This window comes from Alkalicoccobacillus porphyridii (genome assembly GCF_007293315.1).
In the GTDB taxonomy this organism is placed as follows: domain Bacteria; phylum Bacillota; class Bacilli; order Bacillales; family Bacillaceae_D; genus Alkalicoccobacillus; species Alkalicoccobacillus porphyridii.
The window spans coordinates 48,974-73,311 of record NZ_VLXZ01000010.1 but is presented as its reverse complement, the minus strand read 5'-3'; the positions used below and the strand labels follow the sequence as shown (position 1 = coordinate 73,311).

The window sequence follows — 24,338 nt, the reverse complement described above, 5'->3', positions numbered from 1 at the left end:
ATCATTCCCTATTTTTCAAGAATAAAAACCATTCCTTTGGGGTAGGCAATGAGTAGGAGGGATTCACATGAATAAACCTAAACCAATGACACTGATTCTCGGGATACTAGCTGTCATCTTTTTTATAATTAGCTTTTTTAACCCTTGGTTTATCATAGCAATGAACATCATCTTTGCCATTATGTGTGGCCTCGCTATCGCCGCAGGATTCAAAGGCCAAGAAAGAAAATACAACAGCATCGTGTTTATCCTTTTGGTAGCCATCGTGGCGAACGCTGTGGTTAGGGCTGTTGCTAGATTTATTTAAGGTGAGGAGGGGAGCGATGGAGTGCCGAATTGGAGCGATAGTCGGAAGATTGGAACGATAGAATGCTGGAGTGGAGCGATGGGTGGAAGATTGGAGCGATAGACCTTAAAAGTGAAACGATGGAAGCCAAAGTGAAACGATAGACCTCAAAAGTGAAACGATGGAAGCCGAAGTGAAACGATAGACCTCAAAAGTGAAACGATGGAAGCCAAAGTGAAACGATAGAGGCCAAAGTGAAACGATAGATTCTCAAAGTGAAACGATAGATTCTCAAAGTGAAACGATAGACCCTCAAAACTTAAAAAACTGTGCCCCCCCCAATCAAAAAAAGCTGTCCCTACCAACAAGGACAGCCTTCTTCATTTACATGCTAGGTATAATAATTTCACTTTCTTCACCATTTATTAAAACTTCAAAGCTATAAACTGGCTGATAATAACCTTTAGAATCAAGCATATATTTTATATTTACGTCAGTAAGATGTAACGTGTCTATTTTAGAATCGTTTAAATATGAATAAAAATCTCCGTTCAGCAGTTCGTCCAAGGCTTGCTGCTCACTTTTCACTTGAGCATTTCTCACCTTGTCATAGGTTATGAGTTTATGGTCAATACTCTTAATGGTATCATCCTCGTAATAACTGGCAGTTACAAAGCCATCTACTAGGTGGTTATCCTCCTCTAATTGCCTTACCCACCACGTGTAGGTGCCGGTGCCCGTTTTTTCAAACTCGGCCACCTCGGGTATATGTATATCAATTGGCTGCAATTGCTTTAATATATTGCTTTCATCTGTATCTTTTAACTCAGTATCATAATGCGAAAATTCACTTAAGCTATAGCTTCCGTCCGCATAGTCAAACCATAAACTATAACTTGGCTCACTTTGGATACTATATAAGCCCGTCTCAATGTACGAATAAAATTCCATATCAGATGTATCTACATCTAACCTCTCAAACAATTCCTCAGCAAATGCATCAGCTTCTTCTTGGGAGTAACTCGGAGCTTGATAGATTGAAACCGTCTGCTCTTGTTCATCAGCTTCGACATCTACAGTAATTTCAGCACGATCCAAGTTCCCAGCCCGGTTTGGCCCGGTATAAAGATTACCAAATTCCTTTGATTCATAATAGGTAAACATTGCAGCAAGCAGGAGCAACACCAGTCCTAGAGGGGAGAGATATACAAGCGCTAGCTTCACTCGTTTTTCTAGTAAACTCAATATACTCATTATGAATCCGTAGCCTATGATCGCTCCTAGTACATTATTAAAAAGGTCGTCCAATTCAAAAATGCCTAAGCCGGTAAAGAATTGAAAGGTTTCGATTAAGAGCGTGAAAAGGAACGCTGCTCCAATCGTCCAAAGAGCCTTTTGAAACCGAGGTTGTAAAAAAGGGAACAGCATTCCAAACGGAACAAACATTACAATATTTAATATGACAAATTGCCAGTTTCTTACGTCAAACTGTAACCACGCTTCTCGGTAAGAGCTGAATAAGCTTAGATTAACTAAGCCTGGGTAATACGAACCGCCCCTTTGCAAAATAGTGACTCCTAATACCATCAAAACATAGCCAATAAACATACTAAAAATAATCAGTTTCATAAATGAAATCTGTTTTTTTCCATTCATTAGCTTACGATAAATGAAAAAGTAGCCGATCAAAAATAGTGTAGATAAAATGATTAGTGCGAATAACGCTAAGATAAAATTGTCTTGCAAAATAGAAAGAATGTGTTCTGAAGTCATGTAAGTATTTTCGCTCCCTGCCTTTTTCTCTCATTTATTATATAGCTAAATTATGTAAAAGAATAGATGCATAGTTCCTTCTTTCTACACCAACTTTTGTAACACTTTGAGAAATGAGCGGGAAGTATTGTTTTTGAAGGTTTTTACGATACAATACAATAAGAGTTATGAAAATGCGGTATACCTTGAAGAAAAGTAGGAGAGCTAAATGAAAACAGCACGTTTAATATATAATCCAACGTCCGGTCGAGAACAGATCCGTAAGAATCTTGCGTATGTGATGGAACGACTTGAGAAGGCAGGATATGAGACCTCGGCTCATGCGACTACTCCCGAAGAGGGCTGTGCAAAGCGTGCCGCTAGAAGAGCCGCAGAGCGTGGCTATGACTTGGTGATCGCTGCAGGTGGAGATGGTACGATTTTTGAGGTTGTGAATGGCTTAGCAGAGCTTGAACATCGACCGATGCTAGGCATCATTCCTGCTGGCACTACAAATGATTTTGCGCGAGCCCTTGGGATCTCTAAGGATATTACCAAAGCCTGTGATGTGCTATGTGGAGATCATGTTGAACCAATTGATATTGGAAAAATCAATGAAAAATATTTTATAAACATTGCAGCGGCTGGTGCCTTAACCGAGCTTACATATGAGGTGCCGATTAAGCTTAAGACCCTAGTTGGTCAATTAGCTTATTACATCAAAGGCCTTGAGAAGCTTCCGCAGATTTCACCTACCTCTGTGCGCATTGAGTACGATGGCAAGCTGTTTGAAGGTGAGATTATGATGTTTTTGATTGCTAACACCAACTCAGTGGGTGGCTTTGAGAAGCTTGCACCAAGAGCTTCTTTGCAGGATGGCATGTTTGACTTTTTAATCGTCAAAAAAACCACCTTCGCAGAATTCATCCAGGTAGGCGGTTTGGCTTTACGTGGCGAGCATATCAATCATCCAAAAGTGATGTACATCCAAGCAAATCGCATTAAAGTCGAAGTGCTAGAAGGTGACGCCGAAATGAAGCTGAACCTCGATGGTGAGCGCGGTGGCACATTGCCAGCTGAATTCGTAAACCTATACAGACACTTTCAAATGCTGACCCCAGCAGCACGCGATCAGAAGAAGCTTGAAGACGCAGAAACCGACCAGTAAACTGGCCGGTTTTTTTGATTAAAATAGTTGAAATACGAGAGCGGCAAGCAATGCCACAAAAGCAACGGGCCCGGCAAACCGAAAGAGCTGGCTTTCCCACTTCTTTTGATCTCTCGACAAAGGCACACCCTGCAACGTAACTAATCGACGATAAAGAACATGAAAATAAGTCGTTAAAATCAGAAATAAAAGAATGACAGCTGGATACAATTGTTGATTGACCTGCCCACCAAAGATCCAAATAATGAAAACAGGCATCGCAAGGATTACGAGTAAATAAACAAGTGAAGTATCTCGAAGCCGTTTTGCTACCACTCGATTCCAGCTATCCTCCCGGTCAATTTGCCTCCAGCGAAGCGTGGCTATAATAGGAAACAGAACAAGAGGCAGACTAATAATCAAAAAAATGATCGTAGATGCATAATGAAACGGTTGCGTAACAACAGGAATAAACATACCCGTTCCAACCCCAAGTGTCCCCTCTAAGCCACTTCTCTCCCCGTGATAAGGAACGTATTCGTCTTTTTCTTCTTTCATTGTTTTAACCTCCTCATCCCACCATAATCCAATTAAAAAAAATAATGATTATAATGATTGCAACGATAAGTGTAACAAACAATAAAGTTCTTTTTTTATTATGGGGAATTCGATCTTCGGAAGGATCTATGTTTTGAATGGCTACTAAATGAGCGTATAGGTTTCTTAAATAAAGACCTCCACTCAGATACAAAATTGAAGTAATCCCAGCAAGTATCCCTCTAACTGCAACATTAGCCATGGACGTATTAAATAAACTAAATAAAAAGATACCCAGAATGATCGCACTAAACATAAAATAAATTTCAGACAGATCTTTTGCTAGAAGTCTTCTTTTTTTCACGTGGCTTTCACGATGACGATAAGCAGAAAGTAACGGAATAAAGATAAGGATAAAACCTGGAATGACAAAGTAAACATACGAGGATGTATTCTCCGTATTCATAATTTGCAAACTGTACATCCAGATCCCAGAGAAGATGATAACGAATCCTGACCAATGGTTACGTTCCTTATATTTTTTCTGATTCTCCATACGTTCTTTCTTTGAAGGTAAAAGACCCATCATAACATCCTTCCGTAAGTTATTAAGCCACGAAGTATAGATAAGCTATAACACCAATTAGTAATATGACAATGCTAAAACCCCACTCTTTTTTTAGCTTACTCTTGCTACGTTGATCCTCAGAGGCGTCTATTCCTTGAGCGATGAGGATACGCCTATAAACATACCGACTAAATAACCCAACTATAATGCAATAAGGTACAGCGATACCCGCTGCGATCGTTCGATAAATATCTTGATTAATATCGCTATTAAACATGCCTAGAAAGAAGGATACGGTAATAATTCCTGCACCAATGAAACTGAATTCAGTTAGTTGTTTTGTAGCAAGTCTTCTTCTGAGAGTTTGACTAGTTCTAGCTCGCCACACAGATAGTAGTGGAATGAAACTAATGAGAAGGAGCATAAGGACTAAAGGTAAAGCTATGGCACTCCGACTCTCTACTAAAAAAGAATTATTCATCATAATCATCAAGATAAAAGTCATGAACGTAGACCAATGAATTGTTTCAGAATTTCTTTGACGATTCAACTTCCGCTCCTCCTTAGAAGCAAACACTTCAACCAACTCCTTTTTTATCCAATACCTCAATATGGAAATCAACAAACGTGAAATAGGGTATTGAAAATGATTCTCATTATTAATACAATGAGGATAGGTTAAAAAGTGGAGAGGATGAGACGATGTCTAAGATTGTATTGGTGTTTGCGAGCATGTCTGGAAACACAGAGGATATCGCGGATTTAATAACAGGAAAGCTTAGAGATAAAGGCTTTGAGGTTGATCTTGAAGAAATGGAGGACTACGATCCAGAGAATTTAGCTGAATACGATGGCATTGTGCTCGGTTCCTATACATGGGGAGACGGGGATCTCCCTTACGAAGCAGATGATTTTTATGAGGCACTAGGAGATGTAGATCTGTCAGCAAAACCCGCAGCCGTTTTTGGCTCGGGAGATACGGTGTATCCAGAATTCTGTGAAGCCGTTCATATTTTTGAAAGGAAGCTGACAGAGTGTGGCACAAACCTAGTCACACAAGGATTAAAAATCGAATTCATACCAGAAACAGACGAAGACTTCGAAGCATGCGAACGATTTGCAGAGGAATTTGCAGCTAAGTTGAAGGTGAGGGCTTAGGTACGAGGGGAGGAGACAATGAGTCCGCTCCTTTAATTGGTGTGGAGCTGGATGGGTGGTTCTTGGTAAAAGCGTGTTTCTCTTGATAAAGTATCTGAGGTTCTTGGTAACATGCTCCCGCTCTTGATAAAAGTACAATCGGTCTTTGTTATGTAGCTTTTTATCTTGGTATAGGTACCTTACTCTTGCTAAGTATTGATTTCTTCTTACTGTTATTGGACTTGTTCTTGGTATCACATAGATTCTTCTGGTAAAGTCCTTATAATTGGATACTAAACAAGTGGACGAAAATGGAGGCCGACACCTGCGGGATAAAAAGGAGGTCACAGAAAAACGATTTTTATAAGACTGCGAACGTTCTTCCATTGTTTAGTCAGAACATTTACGGAAGGAGAATCCGTAGACTCCTCCGGAACAGAACGAATCTGAAGACATCGAAGTGGTGGTTTTCCACATAGAAGGCTGAGGCCGTTCCCGCGGAAAGCGTAGGGTTCTCCTGTAGCGGCGCAAGTAAGCTCATTTTTACATGACTTTTTCAGTGGCCTCGATAAAAAGGTTCAATGAGTTAAATCGACGTAGTCGGGTTAGCTCATTGCCTTCCCTTGGGTAAGTGCCCCCATTTTCGGGAGAGGCAGCCGAAGAGACAAAACAATGTAATTTCTACACAAGCATGGACTCTATCTTTCTTCTTAGTCAATCACCAAAGTCCACGCTAATTAATATGAACTCTAGACGCCGCAAAAGCTGAAATAAAAATAATGATTGGTATAATGAATAGAAATGACACACTCACCAAAAACGACACACCCAAGAACTGATTATAGAAAAACTGAGTCATTTTAAACAACAAATAAGCTGTCACGATAAAGGCCGTAGCTTTTACAAGTAGGTTTAGCATGATTATCTCCCGACTCATTTTTTCTTGATTTTAAAAGGCTTCAGCACATTCGTCAATGTGAAAATACCACAACAAAAAGAGGGACTCATATGAATAATGAATCTTTACATAAGCTGTGCCTTTCTCTACCTGGAGCAACGCACGACCACAAAGTTGATTGGCAATCCCACTGGTATTATATCGGAGGTAAACTGTTTGCGATCATAGGCGAAAAATCGGGATCTATGATTATTCTCAAATGTGATCCATATCGCGCAGAAGAGCTACGTGAACAATATGAAGGAATCACCCCTGGCTATCACATGAACAAAACACATTGGAACTCGGTTTATTATGATTCAGATGTGGAAGAAGAGACTGTAGAGGCACTCATTCAACATTCCTATGAGTTAGTTTTGAAAAAGCTGCCTAAAAAAGTTCAGATGGAGTTGAAACAAATATGAAGAAACTGCTATCATTTATCCCATTTGCTATAATTCTAATTGGCTGTGCCTCAAATGAACAATCCTTGACCTCTATAACTGGCACCATTACGGAGCTTACTGAAGAAGAGCAGAGCACAAGAATATTAGTAGAGAGCGAAGAGGAAAGGATTATCTTTGTAGGACTCGATGAAGAGAATTTACAAATCCATGATCGTGTAACGGTTACCTATGATTCAGAAGATGGTATCAATGACTCGGACCCGCAACAAATTGATAGCGTTGAAGACATCGAGGTTCACTAAATAACTGGTTTCAATCCCACTACAACCAATTGTGTAGCCCGTAGTATCCCCACCTGATAAAGCCTTTGCTTGATTTCTTCTCCTCGCTTTTTAAACACATTAAAATTTTTTAGATTTTTAGCTCTTTCTATATGAGAATCACATGCAGACGCTACGCGATCAAGCTCGCTTTGATTTTTAAAATCAGTTTTAGGTTCTATATATTCAAATTGTTTTTTTATGTTGATCTCTAAGCCATGAACCATATCTAGAATTTCTTGTTTTTTATACGTGTGTTTATGAGGGGTCCCTAATTCCGCATCTATGTCAGCCTCCAAATGATGATATAACATATGAGTCACTTGCTCTTCTGTTTGCTGATCAGAAAACATCTCATTTATTAAAAAGAGTCCACCTGGTTTTAATACTCTTTTCATTTCGTTTAAAGCAGCTTCGGGCCGCATTAAATGATGTAATGAATTAGATATGCAGACAGAATCAAAGGAATCATCATCAAAAGCTAATCTCTCAGCATTCATTTTTAAAAACTGTATGTTTTGACTTGAGAACTGTTTTTGAGCTTGTTCTAACGAGTCTTCGTCCGAATCTATGCCAACGATTTCTTGATAATCCTTAAAAATATGCTTTAACGTAGGTATGAACTTTCCAGCTCCAGTTCCAATATCTAATAATCGACCCGCAGAAAGCTTAAAAAGTTCATCTCTTAAGATGTTCAGGCTGTTCACCACCCTTTTACATTTGTTTAGTTTGTGTTCGAAATTTTTTTAAATAATATAGGGTTTAAAATTGTCAAAGTGAAGTATGAAGCAAGAAAAACAAGCAATGCATTTACCCACTTAACGGAGTCATCATAGATAAAGGACATGATAAAATACACACCACCAAAAATGATAGCTGGAACTAAGCTTTCCAACCATTTGTTATGACTAAAGATAAATATACACCTCCAAAATAGCCCACGGCGAGCTGGATAATTATTAGAGATTGCATACCCTGTTAATCACTTCCAAAACATACGCACCTACACCATTGAATTCCTAAGATTGATTAAGCTTACGATAAGCAAGTTGAACGGTCACAAAGACCCCAAAAGAGATAACTGCTAAAATACTGATTGCCAAAAGACTATATCCATTTCCAAATATAAAGGATGAAAGAACCAAACTTCCAGTAAACAACGGCGCAAACAGTAGACCATACAACAAAATCTTTTTTGTAGTAGCATCCTTCACAGCCTCACCCCCTTCTTCCGAGTCAATTACTCTTACTTTACTACCCACAAAAATCCAATTCAACACTTCCATGAACAACACGCTCCATGTATCAAACGCCCGTCATTCATGATAAAATGAACACTGCAAACAAAATTAGAAGCAAAGGAATTAAACATAAATGAGTAAGACAACCCCACCCGTTCAAAAAAATGAAATCATACATGTCACCATCACCGACCTCAGCCATCAAGGAGCTGGCGTTGCCAAGCACGAAGGCTACACATTATTTATCCCTAAAGCCCTGCCCGGTGAGACCTGTGAAGTGAAGGTCACCAAAACAAGTAAGGGCTACGGCTTTGCGCGATTAATACACATTCACGAGCCAAGCTCGGACCGCACCGAAGCACCCTGTCCGATTTATAATACCTGTGGTGGCTGTCAGCTACAGCACATGACCTACGAAGGACAGCTGCGCTATAAGCAAAAGCAGGTGAGTGATGCACTTGAAAGACTTGGAGGCATTACGGATGTACCTGTTCATCCAACACTTGGCATGGACCATCCGTGGCGTTACCGAAATAAATCGCAGGTGCCAGTGGGAGAGCGGGACGGAAAAGTGATTGCTGGATTTTATCAAGAGCGCAGTCACCGCATTGTAGATATGCAGGAGTGTATTATTCAAAACGAGCACAATGACGAAATCGTACAAAAGGTTAAAGACCTTGCCAATCATTATGGCATTCGCGGCTACGATGAAGAAAAACACCGCGGTACTTTGCGTCATGTGGTGGTTCGTTATGGCCGTCAAAGTGGAGAGCTCATGGTTGTGTTTGTCACACGTGATGAAGCTCTACCGAACAAAAAGAATCTCATCGAGGATATTCGCAAAGCCTTTCCAGCGGTGAAATCCATCGTGCAAAATATCAACCCAAAACGCACCAACGTTATATTTGGCGACAAAACCAAGGTGCTATGGGGTGAAGAGTATATTTACGATTCAATTGGAGCGATCAAATTTGCGATCTCAGCCAGGTCTTTTTATCAGGTGAACCCAGAACAAACCAAGGTTCTGTACGATAAAACATTGGAATACGCTAATCTAACCGGCTCAGAAACGGTCATTGACGCCTACTGTGGCATTGGAACCATTTCACTGTTCCTTGCTCAGCAAGCCAAACATGTGTATGGCGTTGAGATTGTACCCGAAGCCATCAGTGACGCAAAACGAAATGCGGAGCTCAACGGCCTCACCAACACTGACTTCGCAGTAGGCGAAGCCGAAAACGTCATCCCATGGTGGGCAGCCCAAGGCATTCGGCCCGACGTCTTTGTCGTCGACCCACCAAGAAAAGGCTGTGACGAAAAGCTCTTAAATACCATGCTCGAAATGAAACCAAAACGCATCGTGTATGTCAGCTGTAACCCCGCTACCTTAGCAAGAGACTTGAAAGTGCTTGAAGAGGGTGGATACAAAACGAAGCAAGTGCAGCCCGTCGATATGTTTCCGCAGAGTACACACGTCGAATGTATCTCGCAACTCATTTTAAAAGAAGGCAACTAACCCTTGTGGTTGTTGCCTATTCTTGTTCTTCGAAAGGATTTACGAAGTTGTAATGAATACGTAGATTACCATCAATGTTACAGGTTACTTTATTCACCAGCGAGTGCAAGACTTGAGGAGTTAAATCGTTTAGTATTGAAACATCTTTAAGCTTCTTACCTAAATCAATTGCATAGTTCTCACTTTCGCACTCTTCCAGCTTTTCTTGAGTCTCGATCTTAGCTAATTCTAAATTGGATACTTCCTGATCTATCTGCTTACGATACTCAACTAGCTCTTCCCGAGATATTAATTCGTCAGCATACATATCAAGGTAATCTTTCTTTCTAGAACGTAATTTATTTGCTTTGTTCTCAATTTTTGTGAGCTCATTTTTAATCAAAATTTTCTTCTGATCGAGTCTTTTTTGTAGGCTTTCTAGGAACTCATCATCTTGAATAGATTTGAATAGCTCTTGTAAATCTTCGATGATTATGTGTTTTAGTTCTTTTTCTCGGATAACTACTCGATTTTCGCAGAAAGTCTCTCCGTGTTTAATATTGCCGCCACACCTATAGCCTTTTTGATTAGCTTTGTACCACATTCCCTTTTGGCAATGTTCACAGAACAAAACATTCGTAAACAGATGCTTTTTGGGGGCAGTACTTGTACGCGTTCTGGTTTGAAGCATCTTTTGGACGGCCTGGAAAGTCTCTATTGAGATGATAGGCTCGTGAGTGTTCTCTTGAATTGTAGCTTGGTCTTCACCAAGAACTCTCCGTTTTGTTGTTGTAACGGAAACAGTTTCAGTTTTGTTTTGAACAAGATCACCACAATAATGTTGATTGTTTAAAATGTTCTTTACTGTGGATGCGTGCCATAAAGGTGATGCATTAGACTTTCTTGCAATTTGAGAAGGAGTGGGGATTCTTTCAGCTGTGAAGGTTTTAGCTATGGAATCCATTCCTTTTCCATCCAGGTATTCTTTGAAAATTCGTCTAACCATTTCCGGTGTGTTATCTTCACGAATTTTCAGCTTGCCTTTGTCAGAGTAGTATCCATAAGGTGGATTGGAACCTACAAATAAACCTCTGTTAGCTTTTGTACGTTTAGCCGCCTTATTTCTTCGGCTGCTATTTGCTGACTCATTTTCATACAGCCAAGCAAAAAGACCAAAATTTTGTACGTCCCCGGTAATTGTATTAATCGAGTTATCAAGGCAGACAATATGAATGTTATTAACTAAGCAGGTATCTCTTAATTCGTAAGACAATCTACCGTTTCGAGCTAATCTTGAAAGTTCCTTAGCTAAGATTACATCATATAAACCAGCCTTACCGTCTTCAATTAGTTTCTTTAAGCCAGGGCGGTTTACTTTTGTTCCTGATTGCTTGTCAGTATAAATCTCTACGATCTCCCAATTGTTTTGGGCAGCGTAATTTCGAAATAGATCGATCTGATTATCTATAGATGTTCTTTGTGTCTCCATCTCAGTGGATACACGAGCATAAATTGCACATCTCAAAACACGATCACCACCATAAGTAGTAAAGTATTGAGATGTTGGTGGGTTTGTACGTATAGTATTGACCAGATTCATTGGTCTTATCTGAGTTGCATTTGAATTCATTATGAAGTCTCCTTACTGTTTTTTTATTTATGTATAAATTTCGGTAATTCGTCCATACTAATAATAATTTTTCGGTAATTCGTCCGTAATGGTATACCAATCTGGACAAATTACCGAACAAGCCCTATACGAAACCCCTAATTATAGGGGTTCTGGTTAAAGTTAATAAAGGCGGTATTTCTAGAACAGCTAACTGTTCGGTTTTTTGTCCATTCAACATCATTTACATTTCGGTATTTCATCCACTAAGTGAATCAATAAGGTCGGAGAAAATATTTGGTTTGAAATGCAGCTGTGGTTCCCTGTCAGTAGAGAGAATAAGGTAATCTACAAAATACAGAATGATAAGTCTTTTTTCATCTGGGCCTAATTGATGTTCCAGTATCTCATTAAATCTGGGAAAGAACTGATCCATTTCCACAAGTTGATAAGTACGCTTTAAGGTTTCTAGGCAGCTTATGTATTCTTTCAAAGAATATTTATGTTGTTGGATAAACTCCATAATTTTAAGTTCAAGTTTTCGATCTTCTAGATTTATTGCTAACTTTAATTTTTCTTCGAGTTTTTGTAAGAGATTTTGATTTGGATCAATAGTGAGTTCAACTGATTCACTCATTTCTTCAATAAATGCCAATGTCTTAGGTTTTATCTGAGTTGTTGTAATTGACTCCTTAATACGATTTAGTATTATTGGGATAAACTTGTCGTGAAGATCTTGGGTGCCAACTTTATATCCGCAACTTTTACATACATAGTATTGATAGTCGTATTTGGAACCATTTCTTTTAGTAGAGCCATTCTGTGTGCTTAAGGACTGATCGCAATGTCTGCATTTCACCTTGTTTAAAAATAAAAAAGGTGTATCTATCCGGCCGAATGTTTTTTGCAAATGATTGTTTTGTTTAATTAATTGAGGAAGGAATTTGTTAATGATAGGTTGATGTGATTTTTCAAAAATGAATTGCTTTTGCCCATCATCTTTCCTCTTATGTACATTCCAGATTAATTTGCCTGTATAAACTGGATTTTTAAGTATATTTTCAACTGTGCTAGACCGCCATATACCGCCTTTTGGCGAAGGAATCTCTGCTTCATTTAAAATTGTGGCTATTTTTTGTAAGGATTTCCCCCAGCTTGACAGGAAAAAAATAAAAGATACAATTTCAGCATTTTCATTGGGTTCCAAATGTTGTTGGTGTTTTTGTTTTTTTATCTGGTTATATCCATAAGGAGTTTTTGATCCGGGTCTAAATGTTTCTTTACTTTCTAAAAAAATTTTTAAATTATCTACTGCACGATCAGATTTTACTTCTGATTCGTGTTGAAATAACAAGAAATTCATTTTGATACTAGTATCTTCAAGATCAACTGGTGTATTTGAATCAGTTGTGTAGATCTCAAGTTCCGGAAGTTTTTCTAGCATTGGGCGATAAAAATCAATAGTGAATGAATAACCAGTACGATCCATACGGGAAATATCGTGGAAAATAACGGTTGGTATATTCATTTCAACCATTCTCTCGCCAAGTTCCATTAATTTTTTTCGTTGAGCTGCACGTTTGGAATATGCACTTGTAACGTCTTCGATGTAAATCAGTTCATCAGGGACAAAGAGTTGATTCCGCTTTGCGAATTCTTTAATATGCTGTTTCTGGATTTCGACACTGTTATTTTTTTGTTGCTTATATGAGGAACGGCGAATATATGCAAACGAAGTTCTCAAGATTAACTATCTCCTTTCACGTTGTTAAAATGGATGAGGTTGTTAACAAATCTTTAATTAACACAGTATTTGTATAGAATATATTCGTAACTTTTTTGGTAAATAGGTTCAATAATATCCAATGGATTATTACTAAGAACAAATTCTTCAATTTTCGATTGTTTGCTAAAGAATTCTTGGTTTTTCTCATTTGTATTGACCCCGACCCTACAATAGATAACAACTTCTTTCATAATAACTTCTCTCCTTTTAATACATATTGAGTCTGTAAATCTGAAAGGTAATCAAATTTACTAACCATAAGGTTTACCTCATTCGGATAAACGTATAATTTCCCTAACAGCATTGAAACAAGAAAATAAGGGTTAGATTTTCTGCATTTGTGCAGGTAATCTTTGACCATTCTCACCAAGGTCTCATTTTCGATTAATAGAGCCTGTTTTTCTTCTATTTGGTTAAGGAAGTCCATTTGTGTCTTTTCTAATTTAGTTAATTCAATATAGTGAGGATTCTGTCTCCAATGAGTAAAATCATCAGTCTCTAAAATGACTTTCTCCATCACATTATGTTTTTTTAATTCCAATGATCTTAGTTCTACATTCGCATTTTTGTGAATTAAATGGAAGAAATGCCTCGAATCCTTAAGAAGTAGTTCTGTATCTAGGTGCTCAATGATTTTCTCTAGAGATTCTTTAATAATTAGAATTAGATCTTCTGTTCCTATTAAAGTTTTTGAGTGTTTTCGTGAGCAGGAATACCAGGCTTTTTTAGCAGGAATATCCATATGAAATTTCATTGGTTTTCTACAAATCCCGCAACACACATCGTAAATATCTTGATTGTTTAAAGACCGCTCAATATCTTGATAAGATAAAAGCAAGTTATTGTGAGCTTGCAACTCTTTGAAGTCCTCATACGTTAAATAAGGCTCTATATGGGAGAGTTTGTTCTTTCCGTTTGTTAAGTCAAATCCGGCATAAAAAGGATCCTTAGCAATTTTTAAAAGTTGCTTTGTTGTAGTTTTAAGGATTCTTTTATATTCGTTTAAAGTAGCTTCTAAATGTTCAAGAGAAGTAATTCCTTTGATTGCTGAAAAGAATTGGAGTAATGCATCCTTTTTACTTGGATCCTTAATGTACTGCTTGGTCTCTTTTTGTTTTATGTATCCAAGTTTACGAGGGGGATACCTTTTTCTCGCTTCTTCAGTTCTTCTCGCAATGTTCTTTCCCTCAACATCACTTACAATGTTCATTACTCCTTCAAGAAGTGTGCTATCTGTTGCCTGCTGATGTCCGGATGATGTAAAGAAGATATCCACATTATGTTTTTTGCACAGGGAGACAAAGTAATTGGACTCATAAAAATCGCGAAACAATCTCGTACGGTCAAAGGCGTAAATAATATCAACTTGATTATTTATGATTAAGTTGATGAGTTTTTTCATCTGTGGACGTTGCTCAATGTTCAATTTGTTAGCGGAAACTCCATCTTCGTTCAAAATTAAGATCTCTTTATTTATGTACTTTTCTCTGTACAAAGCATCAGCAGACTCCTGCATAGCTAAATCTTGAGTGATGGTACTAACTCTTCGAAAAAATACCTTGTATTTAATTTTGCTTTGCATTACTTGAACCAATGTCTCCTCTTCCTTTCACTATGTTTTGATAAAGTAACTTTGCTTGTAATCTATGATGAACATCTAATTGCTCAACAATTATTCGCTGGATTAAATGCTGCATCCAAATATCTGCTATAGGGTTCATCTCAGATTCCGTTTGAATATTAATTTTCTTCCGCATAAACACACCTCCGTTTTTCATCTTTGACGGATATAGGTGTGTTTTATACGGACAAGAGTAAATTCTTATGATTCTAGGTCGTCAAATTCTAAATCAAATCTTAGCTGGACAGATTCTTCTGTATCAGTGTCCTTAACAAATATTTTGATGATTCCTTTCTCCTGACCGGGGAAAAACTTAATGTTTTCTTCTTTCATTGTTTATACCCCCAGATTTATAGGCTAGGAATTGTTCAAGTAGAAATGGTGATAAGTAGCCTTCCTCCTGGAGCCTTACTAATTTTTCTGTAAGGTTGTTATGATTTAATCTCTTCGGTTGAAAATCTTGATCTGTATGTCTCAAGCACATTCACTTCCTATCTGATCTTTCTTATCTATTAGATTTTTTTCATTAGCTGGTTGATCTAACATTCTTTCTAACTCAGTTACTAATAAATCTTGTATGATAGTCCTTGCATTTAGGGCATTTGCTTGAGATGCATAATAGCGTGTAACTTTCAAAGTTTTCTCTCCTTGTTCTAATGATGTATGTGTAAGAAAAAAAGAAGTAACTTAAGCTCAATACTTATTCTTGTATGTAAGTGTTATATTATTGGTTAAATTACTGTCTGATTTCTTGCTTTAAAATTTTCAAAGGGATTATATTCTTAAATTTTTTGAAAAACCAATGGTTTAAGAGAAAAAAATAATAAACTTTTTATTTTAGGTAATTAGTACTATGTGTATGAATGGTAATAGTAGGTTTCCCATTATATTTCCAAGTGAGATATAGTATAATAGAACTTACATATGTTTATATGATTCTTAATTTATGAGGTGTAACAATGATTACTGGTGAATTGAAGAATAAAGTAGATAAAGTCTGGGAGACGTTTTGGACAGGTGGAATAACAAATCCTTTAACTGTTATTGAGCAGTTTACATATTTGTTATATATCAAGGGCTTAGATGATAACGAAAAGAAAAAAGAAATGGATGCAGAATTGTTAGGCATTGAACACGAAGGAATCTTTCCACAAGATAAGCCACAGTTACGTTGGTCTATTTTTTCAAATATGGGTCCGGATGAAATGTTTAATGTGGTTTCACAGGAGGTTTTCCCATTTATTAAAGGCCTGGGCGGAAAAGGGTCTGTGTACTCTAAATTTATGAAGGATGCTATTTTTGTAATTCCTACTCCATCACTCTTAGCAAGAGTTGTTGCAGGTATAAATGGGTTAATGCAAGCCAGTAATACAGATGGTAAAAAGGATACTCTAGGTGACTTATATGAGTATTTACTTTCAAAACTTTCTACAGCTGGTACAAATGGTCAATTTAGAACTCCACGTCATATCATTGATATGATTGTTAAATTGATGAAGCCCACACCTGAAGATATTATAGTGGATCCGGCAGCTGGTTCAGCAGGATTTCTTGTTTCCGCTGGTGAGTATTTAAAAGAAAATCATAGTGATATGTTCCTGGTTCAAAGCCTGAAAGAGCATTTTAACCAAAAAATGTTCCACGGATTTGAGATGGATGGAACAATGCTCAGAATCGGTGCAATGAATATGATGCTTCACGGGGTAGATAATCCTAATATAGCTTACCGTGATAGTTTGTCCGAGCAGAATAAGGATACTGAGCAGTACACACTTGTTCTAGCTAATCCACCATTTAAAGGCTCTTTGGATTATGAATCTGTATCTGATGACCTATTAAAAATTACTAAAACAAAGAAGACTGAGTTATTATTTCTAGCATTGTTTATTAGAATGCTAAAAAAAGGTGGTAGAGCTGCTGTAATTGTTCCGGATGGCGTGTTGTTTGGCAATTCTAATGCTCATAAATCTATTCGAAAAGAAATTGTTGATAATCATAAATTAGAAGCAATAATTTCAATGCCATCTGGAGTTTTTAAACCGTATGCTGGTGTTTCAACGGCCATAATGATTTTTACAAAAACTGGTGCTGGTGGTACTGAAAATGTTTGGTTCTATGATATGAAGTCAGATGGATTCTCTTTGGATGATAAACGTAAGCCCATTGATGAAAATGATATTCCAGATATATTATCTAGATTTAACAACTTGTTTAATGAAGTCGGAAGAAAACGGACAGAACAATCATTCTTCGTACCAGTAAATGAAGTTCGGACCAATGGATATGACTTATCTATAAATAAATACAAAGAGATTGAATATACAGAAATAAAGTATGAAGATCCAAAAGTTATTATTGAAAAAATAAGGAATTTAGAAGAGGGCATAATGAAAGGCTTGGAAGAAATGGAGATGTTAATCAAGTGAGTAACTCTGTTGTTTCATTAGTATCCATTTGTGACTTTCAAGGAGGTACTCAACCTCCCAAAAGTCAATGGAAAACTAGAGAAGAAGATGGATATATTCGAATGTTACAGATAAGAGATTTTACTCAAGGGAGAAACGAAAAAGGGTACGTTCCTGTGACTGCTAATTTAAAAACCTGCAAAGAACAGGATATATTAATTGCAAGATATGGTGCATCGGTTGGAAAAATACTTACTGGTCAAAGTGGAGCATATAATGTTGCAATAATTAAAACTATTCCAGATGAAGAAAAAGTGTTAAAAAGATATCTATTTTATTATCTTAAGTCAGATATTTTTCAAAACTTTGTCAAAAACGTTGGTACAAGAGCGGCTCAAGCTGGGTTTAACAAACAAGACCTAGAAAGTTTGAATATATTTTTACCATCATTATCAGGGCAACAACAAATCATTGACCTATTAGAAAAAGCCGAGATGCTAATCTATAACCGTAAAGAACAAATTTCAGCAATATATTCACTTATTCAAAATGTATTTTTACAGATGTTTGGTGATCCCGTAATTAATAGTAATAAATATAAATCTATTTCACTAAAAGAAATCTGTAAAGATATAAAGGGTGGAGGCACTCCATCGAAAAGTAAACCTGAGTATTATACGGGTGATATTCCTTGGGTTACACCAAAAGATATGAAGATGATGATTATTGAAGATAGCATTGATCATATTAATGATGACGCTATTAATAATAGTTCAACTAAATTAATTCCTCCTAATTCCCTATTAATGGTTATTAGAAGTGGGATTCTGAAAAGGCATTTACCGGTAGCAATTAATAAGAATTCAGTTACTTTAAATCAAGATATGAAAGCTTTTATTCCTAATAATAATATTATAACAGCAGAGTATTTATTGTTATTTTTTCAAAATTATCAAAGGATATTATTGTCCCAGGTAAGATCTGTAACAGCAGATAATCTAGATTTTAATCAAATAAAAAGCATTGAGGTTCCTATTCCACCAATAGAAAAACAAAATGAGTTTTCTAAATTCTTTAATGAAACAAATCGATTGATAAAGAAAGTAGAAAAACAGATTGAAATACAAGAGGAATTGTATAAATCTCTTTTACAACGTGCATTTAAAGGAGAGCTATAGGGAGGAATTCATTTGTTAAGTAACTTTGAGTTTTTACAGGAAAAAGCTCAATTTAGTAGTTTTAGTAATGCTTGCTTGGAGGCTGAAAAAAGTCTTCAAGTAAGCCCTTCGACTTGTGCAATTTTAACTCGTCGTGCGTTAGAACTGTCAGTAAAATGGCTATATACTTCAGATAGTGAACTAAAGACACCATATCAAGATAATTTATCCAGTTTGATACACGAGCCTACATTTAAGTCAATTATAGACGAGGATCTTTTCCCTTTAATGAAATATATCATTAAATTGGGAAATGTAGCTGTCCACACCAATTCAACAATTACAAGAGATGAAGCTGTACTAGCATTACATAACCTTCATCAATTTATTGATTGGTTAGATTATTGTTACTCAGATGATTATTCTGATTCAGAGTTTAAGGAAGAGCTTCTTTTAACTGGAGACGAGCCACGAAGAAGACCAGAGGAATATAAAGAGTTATATGAAAAGTTAAGCTCCAAAGACCGAAAGCTTGAAGATTTGATGCGTGAAAATGAGGAATTACGTAAGGTTTTAACTGATAAACGTATTGAGAACACCGAACAATACAATTTCCAAGTAGAAGAAATTTCTGAACTTCAAACCAGAAAGATCTACATTGATTTAGAACTAAAATTAGCAGGTTGGGAGTTTGGAAAAAACGTAATTGAAGAGTATCAAGTTTCTGGTATGCCAAACAGTCAGAATACAGGATTTGTGGATTATGTTTTACTTGGAGATAACGGTAAACCAATTGCTGTGGTTGAGGCGAAGAAAACTTCATATGATGCTAACAAAGGAAAACAGCAAGCAAAGTTATATGCTGACTGCATTGAACAAATGCACGGTCAAAGACCGATAATCTTTTACACAAATGGATTTGATATCCGCCTTTGGGATGATGTGAATTACCCTGAACGGAAAGTATCTGGATTTTATACTAAGTCAGATCTTCAACTTTTAATTGATCGTCGCACAATTCAAAGACCATTAGCTGATATTGAAATTAAAGACGAGATTTCCAATCGTTATTATCAAAAAGAAGCAATCCTTGCTGTTTGTGAAGCTATACAATCAAAACAAAGAAAAGCCCTCTTAGTTATGGCTACTGGAAGCGGAAAAACTAGAACCGCAGTTTCCCTGGTGGATGTTTTGGTAAGACACAACTGGGTGAAAAATGTGTTGTTCTTAGCGGACAGAACTGCTTTGGTATTACAGGCAAAGAAAAACTTTAATAACCTTCTCCCAAGTATGACACTTTGTAATTTACTTGATAACAAAGATAATCCTGAATTAAGCCGGATGGTATTTTCGACATATCCAACGATGATGAGTGCAATTGATGATACAAAACAAAAAGACGGCAATAAACTTTTTACTGTTGGCCATTTTGACTTAATAATCGTAGATGAAAGTCACCGGAGTATATATAAAAAATACCGTGCAATTTTTGAATACTTTGATGGTATCATATTAGGATTAACTGCTACTCCCAAAGATGAAATTGATAAAAATACTTACGATATTTTCGGCTTAGAAACTGGTGCTCCTACTTATGCATACGAACTTGAACAAGCAGTAAAAGATGGTTATCTAGTTGAATACCGAACATTTGAAGCGTCTTCAAAAATTTTAGATGACGGTCTCCGTTATGATGAATTATCTGATGAAGAAAAAGAACAATTTGAAGATACCTTCGAGGAAGAAGAAGGAGAAGAGATAAGCAATTCTGCTGTTAACCAGTGGTTGTTTAATGATCATACCATCGACCAAGTATTGAATGACCTAATGGAGAAAGGAATTAAGGTTGAGGGTGGAGATAAGTTAGGTAAGACAATTATCTTTGCTAATAATTCCAAGCACGCTAAACGAATCGTTGAACGTTTTAATCATATTTATCCACAATACAATGGGAAATTTGCAGCTCAAATTGATTATAAAGTCGATTATGTGCAAACCCTAATAGACGATTTTTCAACAAAGGATAAATTTCCGCAAATTGCAGTATCCGTGGATATGTTAGATACCGGAGTAGATATTCCAGAAGTAGTAAACCTGGTATTTTTCAAAAAGGTTCGCTCAAAATCAAAGTTTTGGCAGATGATTGGTCGGGGGACTCGCCTATATCCGAATCTTTTTGGAGTCGGTGAGGATAAAAAGTACTTTTTAATTTTTGATTATTTAAGAAACTTTGAGTTTTTTAGAGAAAATCAAAAAGGAATTGAAGGGAAACTTTCAGTTGGCTTAACTGAACGGATCTTTAATTTGAAGGTAGATATAATTAAAGAACTTCAAGCAATCGATTTTCAAGAAGAACCTTATATTCGGCACCGTAAAGAACTAATTGAAGATGTCTATCAAGAGATAAGTAAGCTTAATGAGGAAAACTTCCAAGTAAGAATGCATCTACAGTATGTCCACAAATATAAAAACCGGGAGAATTGGCAAGCTCTTAGCGTAACGAATGTGAGTGAAATACAAGAGTATATCTCACCGTTGATCATTTCTATAGTGGATGATGAACTAGCAAAGCGATTCGATAGCGTAATGTATTCTATTGAACTTGCTAAACTTACTGCAAAGAATGCAACAAGACCTATTAAAAGTGTAGTTCAGACAGCTGAAGAATTATCTAAACTAAGTACAATACCTCAAGTTAATGCCAAAAGAGATATACTATTGAAAGTACAGACAGATGTTTTTTGGGAAGAAGCCAATATTTTTGAACTTGAAGAAGTTCGTGAGGCTATACGTGAGTTGGTAAAATTCTTAGAAAAAGAAAGCCAAAAGGATTATTACACTAATTTCAAGGATAACTTTACTTTGATTGGTGAAGGTGAAGCTCCTTTTTATGGCTCAAATGACCTGCAAAATTACCGCAAGAAGGTTAATCAATATTTAAAAGAACATCAAGATCAAACCGCCATATATAAGCTCCGGCATAACAAAACATTGACTAGACAAGATGTAGAAACTCTTGAGGGAATTCTTTGGACTGAACTAGGTACCCAGGATGACTATAAAAAAGAGTTTGGTGATACCCCGATTGCAAAACTCGTTAGACAAATTGTAGGTCTTGACCAACAGGCAGCTAATGAAGCATTTTCGGAGTTCTTGAATGAAGAAAAGTTAAATGTTAATCAACTACGATTTGTTAAACTCATCATTGATTATGTCGTGAAGAACGGTACCCTTGAGAAGAAAGTGCTACAAGAAGATCCATTCCGTTCTTTGGGAAGTGTAACCGAGCTATTTAGCGACAATATAGACGATGTACGTGGAATTATACGAATTATCGATATGATTAATCGTAATACTGAGGAGTATGAAGGGGCCTAATCTTTTTGACATTCTCAATAAAATCAACTTCAGCAGCCCTGAGAATATTAAAAGGTTTATCTAATTTATAGATAAACCTTTTGAGTATTGTTTGAAAAAGAGGTCATATACATAATTCTTGACAGCTGAAATGGAATTCTTTATAAAAAGTGGTTTTGCAGTTAATTGTAGCAAGATATATTCTTTAATTACAGAATTATGAAAAGAGGTGATGTTGATGGCACTTCAAGCGGAAACATTGGTTGAGGAATGGTTCAATCGTAACGGTTATTTTACAATAAGAGGATTAAAAGACAAGATTGAAGAAATTGATATCCTTGCTGTAAAAAATATTGGAGGAAACAATTGGGACTGTATTCACTGCGAAGTTCAAGTTAGTATAAGGCCGGTTGGATATATAAGCAAACTGACAGCCCAAGTTATGAGTGAATTACAGGTATTAAAGAATACAAGTGCAAAAATAAGAAATGAACAGCAACTCAAATTATGTGCTGCACAATGGGTTGAAAATAAGTTTTTCTCTCCCAAAAAACAACTACTAAGAGATAAACTGATGTCTAGTGGTAACTGGCGTTATCAATTCATTTATGGAAATGTTAAGGATCCTATAGAACTTACCTATATTGCCCGACAGGGTGTTCAGATTATCTCTTTTCGAAATGTATTAGATGAATTATGCACAAAACGAACAGAATTTGATTTTTCTGGTTCTTCAGCTGGAGACCTAGTTGAAATTATTAACTTTATAAATGAGTAAGTCACACAAGGGAAATTTAGGGGAAAAGGGATGGAGTAATGAAATTAATAAGTACTAGCATTATAAATTTTAGATCTATTCATAGCTGTACAGTACAGAATGGTAAAATTTCAGCTTTAGTCGGTGAGAATAATTCCGGGAAATCAGCTATTTTAAGGGCGTTAAATGCTTTCTTTAATTATGAAGAGGAAGAAATGAATTTCATAAATGGATTGCATCAATACTCGAATCAAAGTTTAGTGAGGATCGAGCTTACTTTTGAAGATATACCTATTAAAGACTACTACATAGATATAACTCAGAGTAATCAACTAATAATAAGGATGACTTACTCGTTTAAAACGAAAAAAAGAACTCTTCACTATAAAAAAAGTGGTCAATATGTTTTACTTAACGATGAATTTATCTCATATTTAAAAGAGGACATAAATTATGTTTTAATCCCTCCAAACAGAGACCAAAAATCAGTAATATGGGGCGAAAATTCCCTTATTAGTATTGTTCTCCAGGAATTTTTGAAAAAGAGCACGTCTCGGAGAGATACTCTAACACCAAGAGTAAAAGAAGTAGCAAAAAACTTAGAACGAGTCGGTCTTTCCAAGGTGGAAGCAGCAGTAGAAAGATATTATTCCTTAAACAAGAACTTTAAATTCAGGTTAAATTTTGATAAGCAAATAGATTATTCCTTACTTTTGAATGACATAGCATTAGAAATTGAAGAAAAAGGATTAAGATACAATATAACTGAAAGTGGTAGCGGCATTCAAAGTTTAACAATTATCTCATTATATAGATTTCTAGCTGAAATAAGACATAATAATATTATTTTGGGGATAGAAGAGCCAGAAATTAACTTACATCCGCAAGCACAAAGAGAGTTTATAAAATCTATAAAAGATAATCAGTCCGGAAGCTCTGTTGAAATACAAATTATTTTTACTACCCATTCTGCTGTTATAGCAGATCAACTTGACCATAATGAAATTATCCTATTTAGAAAGATAGAAGATAGTCTCAGAGGTTTTAAAACAGCTGGATATCAAATACCCTCGGATTTTTGGGAGAGACATAATCTTGAAGAGTTTAAGTATTACCAGTTTTACCGGTATCGAAACAGTGAGTTCTTCTTTGCGAAATTTATTGTAGTTGTAGAAAGTAAAAATGATGCTGAGGTTGTAAAACTTCTTTTAGAACAAAAAGGGATTGACACTGATTTATATGGAGTTAGTATTTTGAACTTAGAAGGGATTAAAAATCTAACTTATCCTTTTTACTTATTAAAATATCTAAATATCCCTTATTTGATTGTTGTAGATAAAGATTTCTTCCTTCCTTACACAAATGATAAACTAGCAACTAGCAGAAATGAAAATGGATTTCCGAAGTATAGGTATGAGTATAAGGATTCACACTTGATTATGGATTTAATTCCAAAGGAAGCAGACCGTGACAAGTTGTTGAGGTTATTTAGAACTAATCATAGTAAAGCTATGGATTTGTTAGAAAAATTTAATATCATATCTATGAATTATTGTCTAGAGATGGATTTAGTGGCATCTAAAACTGCAACCCAGGCATACTATGAAATTATTACTGTTCCCGCGGCTGAACAAGCGGCTGCCACTCAAAAGTATTTATTAACTGAAAGGCATAAAGAAATTAAAAAGATCGAGAATATAATAAGAGTATTACAAAGACTTCAGCATAAGAATTTACCTAATTCATTCAAAAGGATAAAAAATGTTCTTACAACTAAAATTAAGGAAGAAAATTCATAATAGATTTATACTTTCAATTA

The 24,338-nt window shown here is 36.2% G+C and carries 24 protein-coding genes; 11 read left to right on the top strand and 13 right to left on the bottom strand.

Translation table 11 applies throughout. The annotated features are described in order from the left end of the window. Positions 1 to 67 precede the first annotated feature (67 nt). Entirely contained in the window at positions 68 to 307 is a 240-nt protein-coding gene (locus FN960_RS15605) for a hypothetical protein (protein WP_143849782.1), read from the top strand. Between the two features lie 363 nt (positions 308 to 670). Here FN960_RS15605 and FN960_RS15600 read toward each other — a convergent pair whose 3' ends face one another. Then, on the bottom strand, positions 671 to 2,059 hold the full coding sequence (locus tag FN960_RS15600; RefSeq protein ID WP_143849781.1) for a VanZ family protein: 1,389 nt from the start codon (positions 2,057 to 2,059) through the stop codon (positions 671 to 673). Positions 2,060 to 2,267: 208 nt separating this feature from the next. Between FN960_RS15600 and FN960_RS15595 the strand changes: the two genes are divergently transcribed. Beyond that, a complete protein-coding gene (locus FN960_RS15595; RefSeq protein WP_143849780.1) occupies positions 2,268 to 3,206 on the top strand; it encodes a diacylglycerol kinase in 939 nt (312 codons plus the stop codon). An 18-nt stretch (positions 3,207 to 3,224) separates the two neighbouring features. Here the strand turns inward: FN960_RS15595 and FN960_RS15590 are convergent, their stop codons facing one another. From FN960_RS15590 to FN960_RS15580, 3 genes are read right to left on the bottom strand one after another with little or no spacing between them, the layout of a single operon-like run. Beyond that, on the bottom strand, positions 3,225 to 3,743 hold the full coding sequence (locus FN960_RS15590) for a hypothetical protein (protein WP_143849779.1): 519 nt from the start codon (positions 3,741 to 3,743) through the stop codon (positions 3,225 to 3,227). A 13-nt stretch (positions 3,744 to 3,756) separates the two neighbouring features. Beyond that, positions 3,757 to 4,311 (bottom strand): hypothetical protein, encoded by a 555-nt coding sequence (locus FN960_RS15585; protein ID WP_143849778.1) that lies wholly within the window; start codon positions 4,309 to 4,311, stop codon positions 3,757 to 3,759. Positions 4,312 to 4,330: 19 nt separating this feature from the next. Further along, the gene (locus FN960_RS15580) at positions 4,331 to 4,840 is read right to left on the bottom strand and encodes a hypothetical protein (RefSeq protein ID WP_143849777.1); all 510 of its coding nucleotides are present in this window, start codon (positions 4,838 to 4,840) and stop codon (positions 4,331 to 4,333) included. A 152-nt stretch (positions 4,841 to 4,992) separates the two neighbouring features. Here FN960_RS15580 and FN960_RS15575 point away from each other — a divergent pair, with 152 nt between their 5' ends. Next, the gene (locus FN960_RS15575; RefSeq protein ID WP_143849776.1) at positions 4,993 to 5,448 is read left to right on the top strand and encodes a flavodoxin; all 456 of its coding nucleotides are present in this window, start codon (positions 4,993 to 4,995) and stop codon (positions 5,446 to 5,448) included. A 712-nt stretch (positions 5,449 to 6,160) separates the two neighbouring features. Here FN960_RS15575 and FN960_RS15570 read toward each other — a convergent pair. Then, positions 6,161 to 6,346 carry a hypothetical protein gene (locus FN960_RS15570; RefSeq protein ID WP_143849775.1) on the bottom strand — a complete coding sequence of 62 codons (186 nt, stop codon included), beginning with the start codon at positions 6,344 to 6,346 and terminating at the stop codon, positions 6,161 to 6,163. A gap of 89 nt (positions 6,347 to 6,435) precedes the next feature. Here FN960_RS15570 and FN960_RS15565 point away from each other — a divergent pair, with 89 nt between their 5' ends. Together FN960_RS15565 and FN960_RS15560 are read left to right on the top strand one after the other, a co-directional pair. Beyond that, positions 6,436 to 6,789, top strand: coding sequence for an MmcQ/YjbR family DNA-binding protein (locus tag FN960_RS15565; RefSeq protein ID WP_143849774.1), 354 nt, complete (start codon positions 6,436 to 6,438; stop codon positions 6,787 to 6,789). Beyond that, complete coding sequence (locus FN960_RS15560) at positions 6,786 to 7,073, top strand: hypothetical protein (protein ID WP_143849773.1); 288 nt, start codon at positions 6,786 to 6,788, stop codon at positions 7,071 to 7,073. Before FN960_RS15565 ends, FN960_RS15560 begins: the two co-directional genes overlap by 4 nt. On the opposite strand, the gene FN960_RS15555 is transcribed toward FN960_RS15560, so the two are convergent. After that, positions 7,070 to 7,798, bottom strand: coding sequence for a class I SAM-dependent methyltransferase (locus tag FN960_RS15555; RefSeq protein ID WP_185971064.1), 729 nt, complete (start codon positions 7,796 to 7,798; stop codon positions 7,070 to 7,072). The two genes, FN960_RS15560 and FN960_RS15555, sit on opposite strands and share 4 nt — an antisense overlap. A 312-nt stretch (positions 7,799 to 8,110) precedes the next feature. Beyond that, entirely contained in the window at positions 8,111 to 8,377 is a 267-nt protein-coding gene (locus tag FN960_RS15550) for a hypothetical protein (RefSeq protein ID WP_143849771.1), read from the bottom strand. 88 nt (positions 8,378 to 8,465) lie between these two features. Between FN960_RS15550 and rlmD the strand changes: the two genes are divergently transcribed. Next, entirely contained in the window at positions 8,466 to 9,848 is a 1,383-nt protein-coding gene (gene rlmD / locus FN960_RS15545) for a 23S rRNA (uracil(1939)-C(5))-methyltransferase RlmD (RefSeq protein ID WP_143849770.1), read from the top strand. A gap of 16 nt (positions 9,849 to 9,864) precedes the next feature. On the opposite strand, the gene FN960_RS15540 is transcribed toward rlmD, so the two are convergent. The 6 genes from FN960_RS15540 to FN960_RS22880 all read right to left on the bottom strand — a co-directional run bounded on the left by FN960_RS15540 (position 9,865) and on the right by FN960_RS22880 (position 15,479). Beyond that, entirely contained in the window at positions 9,865 to 11,457 is a 1,593-nt protein-coding gene (locus FN960_RS15540; RefSeq protein WP_143849769.1) for a recombinase family protein, read from the bottom strand. A 238-nt stretch (positions 11,458 to 11,695) separates the two neighbouring features. Then, positions 11,696 to 13,180, bottom strand: coding sequence for a recombinase family protein (locus FN960_RS15535; protein ID WP_143849768.1), 1,485 nt, complete (start codon positions 13,178 to 13,180; stop codon positions 11,696 to 11,698). A 229-nt stretch (positions 13,181 to 13,409) separates the two neighbouring features. Then, positions 13,410 to 14,816 (bottom strand): recombinase family protein, encoded by a 1,407-nt coding sequence (locus FN960_RS15530; protein WP_143849767.1) that lies wholly within the window; start codon positions 14,814 to 14,816, stop codon positions 13,410 to 13,412. Beyond that, on the bottom strand, positions 14,788 to 14,979 hold the full coding sequence (locus tag FN960_RS15525; RefSeq protein WP_143849766.1) for a hypothetical protein: 192 nt from the start codon (positions 14,977 to 14,979) through the stop codon (positions 14,788 to 14,790). The genes FN960_RS15530 and FN960_RS15525 overlap by 29 nt, the downstream gene beginning before the upstream one ends. 65 nt (positions 14,980 to 15,044) lie before the next feature. Further along, positions 15,045 to 15,176, bottom strand: coding sequence for a hypothetical protein (locus FN960_RS23230; protein WP_260682034.1), 132 nt, complete (start codon positions 15,174 to 15,176; stop codon positions 15,045 to 15,047). A gap of 141 nt (positions 15,177 to 15,317) precedes the next feature. Beyond that, the gene (locus tag FN960_RS22880) at positions 15,318 to 15,479 is read right to left on the bottom strand and encodes a hypothetical protein (protein WP_185971063.1); all 162 of its coding nucleotides are present in this window, start codon (positions 15,477 to 15,479) and stop codon (positions 15,318 to 15,320) included. A 323-nt stretch (positions 15,480 to 15,802) separates the two neighbouring features. Between FN960_RS22880 and FN960_RS15520 the strand changes: the two genes are divergently transcribed. From FN960_RS15520 to FN960_RS15500, 5 genes are all read left to right on the top strand, one after another. Continuing rightward, complete coding sequence (locus FN960_RS15520; RefSeq protein ID WP_143849765.1) at positions 15,803 to 17,269, top strand: type I restriction-modification system subunit M; 1,467 nt, start codon at positions 15,803 to 15,805, stop codon at positions 17,267 to 17,269. After that, a complete protein-coding gene (locus FN960_RS15515; protein WP_143849764.1) occupies positions 17,266 to 18,426 on the top strand; it encodes a restriction endonuclease subunit S in 1,161 nt (386 codons plus the stop codon). Before FN960_RS15520 ends, FN960_RS15515 begins: the two co-directional genes overlap by 4 nt. A gap of 12 nt (positions 18,427 to 18,438) precedes the next feature. Continuing rightward, positions 18,439 to 21,783, top strand: a complete 3,345-nt coding sequence (locus FN960_RS15510; RefSeq protein WP_143849763.1) for a DEAD/DEAH box helicase family protein — start codon at positions 18,439 to 18,441, stop codon at positions 21,781 to 21,783. Positions 21,784 to 22,000: 217 nt separating this feature from the next. Further along, positions 22,001 to 22,540: a hypothetical protein gene (locus tag FN960_RS15505; protein ID WP_143849762.1), complete on the top strand. Its 540-nt coding sequence runs from the start codon at positions 22,001 to 22,003 to the stop codon at positions 22,538 to 22,540. A 38-nt stretch (positions 22,541 to 22,578) separates the two neighbouring features. After that, complete coding sequence (locus FN960_RS15500) at positions 22,579 to 24,318, top strand: ATP-dependent nuclease (RefSeq protein WP_143849761.1); 1,740 nt, start codon at positions 22,579 to 22,581, stop codon at positions 24,316 to 24,318. The last annotated feature ends 20 nt before the right edge of the window (positions 24,319 to 24,338 follow it).